General features: G+C 38.2%; 5 protein-coding genes and 3 pseudogenes. 5 read left to right on the top strand and 3 right to left on the bottom strand.

Features of this window, described 5'->3' with window-relative positions:
• Positions 1-103 precede the first annotated feature (103 nt).
• Complete coding sequence (locus JOD18_RS23775) at positions 104-628, top strand: redoxin domain-containing protein (RefSeq protein ID WP_204671933.1); 525 nt, start codon at positions 104-106, stop codon at positions 626-628.
• 8 nt (positions 629-636) lie between these two features.
• Here the strand turns inward: JOD18_RS23775 and JOD18_RS23780 are convergent, their stop codons facing one another.
• Positions 637-1422 (bottom strand): YibE/F family protein, encoded by a 786-nt coding sequence (locus JOD18_RS23780; protein WP_204671935.1) that lies wholly within the window; start codon positions 1420-1422, stop codon positions 637-639.
• Complete coding sequence (locus tag JOD18_RS23785; RefSeq protein WP_338029611.1) at positions 1419-2531, bottom strand: YibE/F family protein; 1113 nt, start codon at positions 2529-2531, stop codon at positions 1419-1421. Before JOD18_RS23785 ends, JOD18_RS23780 begins: the two co-directional genes overlap by 4 nt.
• A 96-nt stretch (positions 2532-2627) precedes the next feature.
• Here JOD18_RS23785 and JOD18_RS23790 point away from each other — a divergent pair, with 96 nt between their 5' ends.
• Complete coding sequence (locus tag JOD18_RS23790) at positions 2628-3710, top strand: DNA alkylation repair protein (RefSeq protein ID WP_204671937.1); 1083 nt, start codon at positions 2628-2630, stop codon at positions 3708-3710.
• A 73-nt stretch (positions 3711-3783) separates the two neighbouring features.
• Positions 3784-5975, top strand: a pseudogene (locus JOD18_RS23795) (DNA topoisomerase III).
• A gap of 50 nt (positions 5976-6025) precedes the next feature.
• On the opposite strand, the pseudogene JOD18_RS23800 reads toward JOD18_RS23795, so the two are convergent.
• A pseudogene (locus JOD18_RS23800) lies at positions 6026-6876 on the bottom strand (IS3 family transposase).
• Between the two features lie 676 nt (positions 6877-7552).
• Between JOD18_RS23800 and JOD18_RS23805 the strand changes: the two are divergent.
• Positions 7553-8674 (top strand): acyltransferase family protein, encoded by a 1122-nt coding sequence (locus tag JOD18_RS23805; protein ID WP_204671938.1) that lies wholly within the window; start codon positions 7553-7555, stop codon positions 8672-8674.
• 31 nt (positions 8675-8705) lie between these two features.
• Positions 8706-9181, top strand: a pseudogene (locus JOD18_RS23810) (DNA topoisomerase III); the annotation flags it as partial.
• Between the last annotated feature and the right edge of the window lie 178 nt (positions 9182-9359).

Raw genomic sequence — 9359 nt, forward strand, 5'->3', positions numbered from 1 at the left:
ATTCCTTGACTTACCTAATGTTTTTAATATTAATCAATGAAAATTAGAGAAAAACAGCGATATTTTAAGAAAATGAAAGTATATTGAGGGAGGAGGCACATATATGAAACAGTGGTTTATATTGATCGCCTTACTGGCTATGCTTGGCTGGGCTTTGTTTGATTTCTGGTTTGATCAGGAGGAAGAGCTGGCAGCAGATGTTGGACTGGACATTGGTAATCTGGCGCCAGACTTTACATTAGAAACAATGGATGGTGAGCGTGTCCATTTATCCGATTATCGAGGAAAACCTGTCTTGCTAAATTTTTGGGCAACTTGGTGTCTTCCCTGCCGGGAGGAGATGCCTGATATGGAACAGTTGTATCAAGATACAGATGTACAAGTACTGGCTGTTAATCTAACCTCCACAGAGAATAGTATCCGGGATGTAGAGCATTTTGTCGCTGAATATGGGCTTACTTTTCCCATACTGCTAGATCAACACAGCGGGGTGTCTGATCTCTATCAAATTAGGCCGCTGCCAACGACATATATCATAGATGCCGAAGGCGTTATTCAGCTTTATGTCTTCGGTCCGCTGACTTATGATCAGATGCAGACAGAATATGGCAAAATAATGGGCAGATAACCTGCCCATTATTTTTTTGGATGTTCATCGATTTCTTTTGTTTTTTCGCGTGTAAGATAATAAGCACTCATGGCTGCGGCTACAGGAATAACAAGGGCTACCCCCATACCAGAGGTAAGGATGGTGATCATTTCGTCACTAAAGACTTTGGCATTCACAATGTCACCAAGTGAATAGTCCAAATCTTTAAACCAGATAATTAATCCCATATATCCCCCAAAGAAGGCAAAGAATAACGTATTGGTGCTTGTCCCTAATATATCGCGTCCAATATGAATGCCAGCCAGAAATAAATCTTTTCTAGAGATGTCAGGGTTTTGTTCGCGAATTTCACGCATTGGTGATGTAATTGAAATAGCCGTATCCACAATGGCACCAATTGTACTCATAATAATGACCGAGGAAGCAATCTGTACGAAGTTAAGTCCGATATGAACGGAATAGATCGTTAACTCATCAGATTCCTCTTCGCCAAAGCCATGAATCATTGACTGCTCCGTCATAATGATAATAAAGAAGATCAGTCCCACAATTGTCACAATCGTGGAAAAGAAGGCGAGCACCGTCTTATTATTGACATCATTAATAAAGAAAAGGCTCACGGCACTAATTAGCCCGCAGGCAATAATCGTTAACAGTACAGGCGGTGCATTCGGATCATTCATAATAATAACTGTCAGAATCAAGATAAGAAAATTGATAAACAAGGCAATAAATGATTTAATTCCTTTTTTACCGCCAATCCATGCCATCAAGACAAATAAAATAATCGCTAACAAGGTTAATGTATTCATACGCTCACCTGCTTTCTTTTAATAAAAAAGAGGGAGATATAAATAGCAATAGGTATCGTCAGTACAATTCCAATTCCACCGGCCAAGGCTCTTGCCAATTCCAGTGAGAGGTTCATCGACAAGGTGAAATCCAGTGGTGAACCATTTTTGAAATAGAGCAGAAGCATTGGAATCGATCCACTTACATAAGCAAAAAACAAAATATTGGTCATCGTCCCCATAATGTCCTTGCCAATCTCGTATCCAGCTTTTTTCAAGGTGGCAATCTTCATATGATGATTTTTTTCAAACATTTCAAACATAGAAGAAGACAGGGTGATGGCCACATCCATCACGGCCCCTAACGAACCGATCAATAACCCCGCCATAAATACAGTTTGCGGACTCCGTGTTAAAAAGGACATCTCTTCGTAGCGAAGTCCTTGCTCCCCCGTTATGACCAGTGCCAAATAGGCGATAGCTAAGGAAGCAAAGGTACCGATCAAGGTGGCGATAATGGCTGTATAAGTTTTTTCATTAAACCCTGTGGCAAGTAATAGAGATAATACGGTAAAAATTACAATGCTAATCCCGCTGATTACGAATAAACTTAAGTTTGGATTATGCAGGTAAATGTCCAATGCAGTTGACAAGATGATACCGTTGACGGCTAGGCTGATGGCGGATAATGCCCCGCGTGTTTTGCCGACTGCTAAGAGAATTAACAGGAAAATCCAAGCAACAAACACGAGGTATTTATCTCGTTTGATATCACCGACTGATTCACCATCATTAGCCAAAAATATTTCATTGCCAGCCGATAGCTGATAATCTACACCTAGCGATTCGGAATAATGATTGGTTAAGGTGATGGTCTCTCCTCGCGTCTCGCCATTTTGATGAATGCCTGTTACCTGTTGGGTGACACGCACATCTTCATTCTCGTGTTCATCTAGAATTACTTCTCTGTCTAGTTCCTCGACCTCTGTAACTTTGACAATCGTTCGATCATAAAAGGCATGATTATGATGAACAAAAACAAGAGAGGCAAGAAACGCCACACATAGTAAGGTAACTGTAATTAGTTGTGCTTTGGTACGATTTTTCATCCATTTATACAAATTAATCACTCCGTAATGGTATGATATTTATAGGGAGCAGCCTCTAATAGAAACAATCTCAAGATTCTATCATAACATGTTTTTTAAAGAAGGGATAAGTGAACAATGTCAGTAGCTCGAAAAAATGTATATAATCAAACCTTTTTTATGAATTTTATTGAAAAAATGATCCAAGTTTATCCTGTATTTCCTCAAGAGGAATTTTTATCCTATATTTATCAAGATGATTGGGAAGGACTGGAGTTAAAGCAAAGGATTCGCAGGGTGACTGAGTCTTTAGGAAAGGCTTTACCGGCATCATATCCAGAAGCTATTCAGTTATTAAGAAAATTGGCTCCACAATGTGTTGGGTTCCCTTATTTATTTTTTCCGGATTATGTGGAACGGTATGGTCAGAAAAATTGGGAGCTGTCGATGCAGGCTTTAGAGGAGTTTACCGCAAGCTCTACTGCTGAATTTGCGGTTCGCCCCTTTATTCAGCAGAACCCAGATAAGATGATGGCACAAATGCTGGCATGGACACAGCATTCGAGTGAACATGTCCGCCGGCTGGCAAGTGAGGGGTGTCGCCCGAAGCTGCCTTGGGCGACACCATTAACCATATTCCGCCAAGACCCCTCAGCTATTTTGCCAATCTTAGAACAGCTGAATGAAGATCCGTCCAAATATGTCCAAAAGAGTGTAGCCAATAACCTAAACGACATCTCGAAAGATCATCCAGATATTGTTCGAGAGATTATTCAAAAATGGCAGCTTCAACACCCAATAACTGATTGGATTTTGCGCCATGGCAGCAGAACCTTATTAAAACAGGCGGATCCAATCGTATTGCAGATGTTTGGCTATCTAGATGCAGAAGCAATTATGGTGACAGATTTATCCTTATCTAGTGATCAGCTTATCTTAGGGGACACCTTGACCTTTTCCTTTCAGGTTATTAATCCAACAGGGAGCGATCAAAAGCTTCGTATCGAGTATGCCGTTGATTTCGTTAAGGCAAACGGCAGGCAGAACCGCAAGATTTTTCAATTATCTGATCGGAATTTTGCTGATGGTGCGACAGAGGTTGTCAGGAAACAGCAGTTTATCAACTTATCCACAAGAAAACATTATCCTGGCAGGCATCAGCTGACGATCTTGGTAAATGGGCAGGAAAAGGCAAGTCAGTCCTTTGAACTGATGGTTTGAGGGTCACTCACTGACGGAAGGCTTACTTTGTGGTAAAGTAGGTAACAGGAAGTACGAGAAGGGATTGTCAATTATGAGCAAAACAGTAGTAATCGCAGAAAAACCCTCGGTTGGACGAGACATTGCCCGGGTATTAAAGTGTACCAAGAAAGGCAACGGTTTTATCGAGGGTTCACAATATATTGTCACATGGGCACTTGGACACTTAGTTACACTTGCTGACCCAGAAAGTTACGATGTGAAATATAAAACATGGAAATTAGAAGATTTACCTATGCTACCAGAACGTTTGAATTTAACAGTAATGAAGAAGACTGGAAAACAATTTAACGCTGTTAAAAGCCAAATCAACCGAAAAGATGTTAATGAAATAATCGTGGCAACGGATGTTGTCGTGAAGGTGAGCTTGTAGCTCGTTGGATAATCGCTAAGGCGAAAGTAAACAAGCCGATAAAGCGTTTATGGATTTCTTCTGTAACAGATAAAGCGATTAAGGAAGGTTTTAAAAATTTGAAACCAGGAAAAGCCTATGAAAATTTATATCATGCTGCTGTTGCACGATCTGAAGCAGACTGGTATATCGGTTTAAATGCTACTCGTGCTCTTACGACACGCTTCAATGCACAACTAAATTGCGGACGTGTTCAAACTCCTACAGTAGCCATAATTGCGACAAGGGAGGATGAAATTAAAAATTTCAAGTCACAAACATATTATGGTATCGAGGCACAAACAGATACGATTAAATTAACATGGCAAGATTCGAACGGTAATGTTCGTAGCTTTAACAAGGAAAAAATCGATGCAATTGTTAAATCACTTGGTCGTCAAGATGCTAAAGTTGTGGCAATTGACCGTAAACCCAAAAAATCATTTGCTCCGGGGCTTTATGATTTAACAGAACTACAACGTGATGCAAATAAATTCTTCGGCTATTCAGCAAAGGAAACATTAAATATAATGCAAAAACTGTATGAGCAACATAAAGTGCTAACATACCCTCGTACAGATTCCCGATATATTTCAAGTGATATTGTTTCAACGATTCCAGAGCGCTTAAAAGCTTGTGGTGTTGGCGAGTATCGATCAGCAGCTAATAAAATTTTAGGTAAGCCAATTAAAGCGAATAAATCTTTCGTCAATGACACGAAATTAGGCGATCATCATGCAATTATCCCGACTGAAGGATATGTAAATTTCTCAGCTTTCACTGGTAAAGAAAGAAAAATTTATGATTTAGTAGTAAAACGTTTCTTAGCAGTTTTATTTCCAGCACACGAATATGAACAATTAACGGTACAGGCTGAAATTGATAGGGAAAAATTCATTGCTAAAGGTAAAACAGTAATCAATGCTGGTTGGAAAGAAGTTTACGAAAACCGATTTGATGATGAAGAATTAACAGACGATATAAAAGAGCAATTATTGCCTAGCATTGAAAAAGGCGATGTATTAAAGACAAAGTTAGTCACTCAGACATCGGGTCAAACAAAACCACCTGCACGCTTTACAGAGGCTACTTTATTGTCTGCTATGGAAAATCCTACAAAGTATATGCAAACGAGTAATAAAGGGCTTGCAGATACCTTAAAATCAGCTGGTGGATTAGGTACGGTTGCAACACGTGCAGATATTATCGACAAGTTATTCAATTCATTCTTAATTGAAAAACGTGGTGGTAAAGAAATTTATATCACCTCAAAAGGTAGGCAATTACTTGATTTAGTACCAGAGGAATTGCGTTCACCTGCAACAACAGCTAGATGGGAGCAAAAGCTTGAGCTTATTGAGAAAGGCAAGTTGAAGAAAGATGTGTTCATTAATGAAATGAAAGAGCACACAAAAGAAATAGTTGCTGAAATTAAATCAAGTGATAAAAAATATAAGCACGACAATATTTCACATAAACATTGTCCGGACTGTGGTAAACCAATGCTTGAAGTGAATGGTAAAAAGGGTAAGATGCTAGTGTGCCAAGATCGTGATTGTGGTCACCGCAAGCATGTATCACGTGTAACAAACGCACGCTGTCCTCAATGTAAAAAGAAAATGGAACTACGTGGTGAAGGAAAAGGACAAATTTTCGCATGTAAATGCGGTTATCGTGAAAAACTGTCTTCTTTTGAAGCTCGTCGCCAAAAAGAAGGAAGTGCCAAAATGGATAAACGTAGCGTACAGAAGTATTTAAAGCAACAAGAAAAAGAGGCTGAACCAATTAATAATCCATTTGCTGAATTATTAAAAGGTACGAAATTTGATAAATGAAATTGTTATTGCACATAATCCTGTCAAGTAGACAATGAAAAAAGAGTAATCTAAGCTACGGTCTTTTCTCGGTATCCACCGGGGAAAGGCCTTTAAACTTCTCCTGAAAACGGTCCTTATTATAAAACGTAATATATTCGAATATAGCTTGATATGCTTGCTCAGTTGTTTTCGGGTTAACTAAATACAACTTTTCCGTTTTTAAATGAGAAAAGGTACATTCGATACAGGCATTATCATGACAGGTACCGCGCCTTGAATTACTGCCTTGAATACCTTGGTCTTTATTCGCACGTAAGTAATATCTGTGACCAATTTTTGGTACATCTTCTTTGTAGAAAACTCCCTATTTAAAACATTCTTAAATAAGATAGAGATAACGCACTTGTCATTCGTATATAGCCAAAATACGGATGTAACTTATGAATCGCAAGTATATGCTCTTGTATACATAGATTTTCTTCCAGACGTTTATGTCGTACAGAAGGAGTAGTACGCCACTTATAGTAACCAGATTTGGATACTTTCGCTATTTTCAAAAGCCATTTAAGCGGATGTTTCTTTCTTAGTTCCTCGATAATATAGAATCTATTTGCTTTTAAGATTACTCCTTCCCATGTAGATTTGGATTGCGCTTTTTTAAGTATTCTACCTGTCCTTTCAAGTAAGCATTTTCCGCTTCCAAGGTATCAAAATTTTTTTGGTTCCATTTTCCTCGATGATCATCAAAGGATTCCCCATTCTGAACTTTCATTACCCACTCAGCAATTTGAGCATCACTCTTTATTCCATACTTTTCACGAAGATGCTGGTAAGACCAGCCTTCCTCTATCTTTAAATGAACTACTTTCCGCTTTAATGCTTCTGTATACGTAGTAAATGTTTGTCCTTTTCTTGCCATAGAAAAATTCCCTCTAAGAAGACTTGTAAAAACATCATAATATGTTCTCTTTTTTTCAAGTCTACCTATAGGGGATAATACCATATTGAGTCACTTTTTATTAACCTAGAAAAGACTCTTTACTGGTTTAGGTGATGAATTTAGCAATTAGTGTTGAGTGATAATAATGTCTTCTAATTTACGATAATGGAGCTTAAAAACTTCAGATGTCTTATATCATTAAAGGGCCAGATTCTGGAGTAACCTCAGAAGCTGGAAAATGCAAAAGAATAGTTTGCATACTGGATTTTTGATTTGGTCTACGTCTACAGTCGTATATCGATTTAGTATTATAGCCTGATGTAGTATTCTAACCAAAACTTTATAATGATTAATGAAAGTTTGTTGAATATTATGAAAGAAGGAGTGAATTTCAAATGGAAAATAAGGGAAATAAAATATTAATTCATGCTAGTAGTACTTGGTTTGCACCTATACTAGTTTCCATTATCACATATTTTATTATCTCAGATCGAGTAATTAAAAGCTTATCGTTACAGGTTTTCGATATCCTATTATTGGATCATGCTATGATTAAAACTAATTATTCTTCCGTTAACAAGAGATTAAAATGGATATCAAATGAAGGCTTGGTCCCTAACTATTATTCCACGTTTAACTATGAGGAGAGAGTTCTATGAAGACCTATAGTAATGAGAGATTGCCCTCAGTTACCAAAAAAACGCGTCTTGTTTTTCTTGATAATATAAAAGTCGCTCTTATACTGTTGGTTGTTGCTCATCATGCAGGCCAAGCTTACGGGGCGACGGATTATTGGCCGATTCGTAGTTCTTCACAGTCATCTATTTTAGGTCCCTTTTTTGATGTAAATGGTGCCTATTTTATGGGCTTATTCTTTTTTATCTCTGCTTATTTTTTCCCGATCTCTGTGGATCGAAAGGGTATTCCCTACTTTTTAAAGGGGCGATTTCTGCGTCTTGGAATTCCGTTTGCATTTATGACGATTATGGTATTTGGTCCAATTACCTACTTCGTTGATAGCCCAAACATGTCCTTTTGGCAGTATATTTTCGGTGTTTATATAGGGCAGGGTGATTTCGAGGTTGCCCATCTTTGGTTTTTGGCTCTTTTACTATCTTTTGCTGTTTGTTATGCGATTTTGCGATTGGCTATCCCTCAAACAAAAAATAATACGGAAAGTGTCACAAAATCACTTGGGCACAGAGCATTACTCATCTTTGCTTTGCTTTTGGCAGTCGTAAATTATATCATTCGGATTTGGTTTCCAGTTGGACAATGGGTGGATATATTACCGTTTATGCCTGTAGAAATCGGACGTCTCCCGCAGTACCTTAGCTTTTTTATTATGGGTGTCTTCGCCTATCGCCGTAATTGGTTACATTCATTACCGACTAGAATCGGTATCGTTTGGTTAATCATTGGAATAGCAGCTGCTGTATTGCACTATCTAAATACATTAACGGGTATGCTTCCGGCATCTTTTAATATTTGGCCCATTTTAGAAGCCTTTATTGGTGTAGGATTTATCACAGGTTTGTTAGTTATCTGTCGGGATTTTTGGAATAGACGCGGAAAATTGCTGACATTCATGGCTGATAACGCGTATACAGTTTATCTCATTCACATTATTATTGTTTATCTACTTCAGGGAATTATGGGAGAAATATATATGGCTCCTTTCATTAAATTTATCATTGTATCAATCGTAGGAATGATTCTTAGTTTTGTCATCAGTCACTTTATTCGAAAGATTCCATTTGTAAAGATGATTCTATAAAATTAGGTCTTACCAAAACCTGTGCTAAGGAGTAACGCAAATCGCTCAAGGTACATTAAAAAAACAAGCCTTTATTAGTGAAATCAAGCTAAAAAAGTAGTTCCTCAAGTCAAGTCAAGCGGTGCTAAGTATAAACATGCTAATATGACCGGCACAAAATGTTCGAAATGCGGTAAGTTGATGCTGGAAGTCAACGGCAAGAAAGGCCGTATGCTGGTTTGTCAGGATCGTGAGTGCGGTGAGCGCAAGCCGATTGCCAAGAAGACGAATGCCCGTTGTCCTAATTGTCATAAACGAATGGAACTTCGCGGTCAAGGAAACAGCCAAACATTTTCCTGTGTATGCGGCTACCGGGAAAAGCTTTCCGCCTTTCAAAAGCGAAAGGAAAAACAAGTTGCCAATAAAGCAACTAAGCGTGATGTGAATAAATATCTTAAGAAACAAGATGAGGGTTTTGCTAATACAGCGTTGGCGGATGCCTTAGCCAAGCTAAAAAAAGATGAATAAGAGATAGATGGCACACGATACTGCTGCCATCTTTTCTTTTGTAAAAAGTTCAACATGGAACCAACCTCATTGTCTGTGATAGCATGATATTGTATTAGTAAAGTAGACACTCCTCGAAACTGTCCGTTATAATAGAAAAATTAATCAACAGGAGGAGCATATGAAAACTTACAGTTAT

Origin of the sequence: Gracilibacillus alcaliphilus (assembly GCF_016909015.1) — a bacterium.
GTDB classification, from domain to species: domain Bacteria; phylum Bacillota; class Bacilli; order Bacillales; family Amphibacillaceae; genus Gracilibacillus; species Gracilibacillus alcaliphilus.

Bases quoted from the DNA above. Each gene is read 5' to 3' on its own strand.
- JOD18_RS23780 (WP_204671935.1), bottom strand. From the start codon at position 1,422: ATGAATACATTAACCTTGTTAGCGATTATTTTATTTGTCTTGATGGCA.
- JOD18_RS23775 (WP_204671933.1), top strand. From the start codon at position 104: ATGAAACAGTGGTTTATATTGATCGCCTTACTGGCTATGCTTGGCTGG.
- JOD18_RS23805 (WP_204671938.1), top strand. From the start codon at position 7,553: ATGAAGACCTATAGTAATGAGAGATTGCCCTCAGTTACCAAAAAAACG.
- JOD18_RS23790 (WP_204671937.1), top strand. From the start codon at position 2,628: ATGTCAGTAGCTCGAAAAAATGTATATAATCAAACCTTTTTTATGAAT.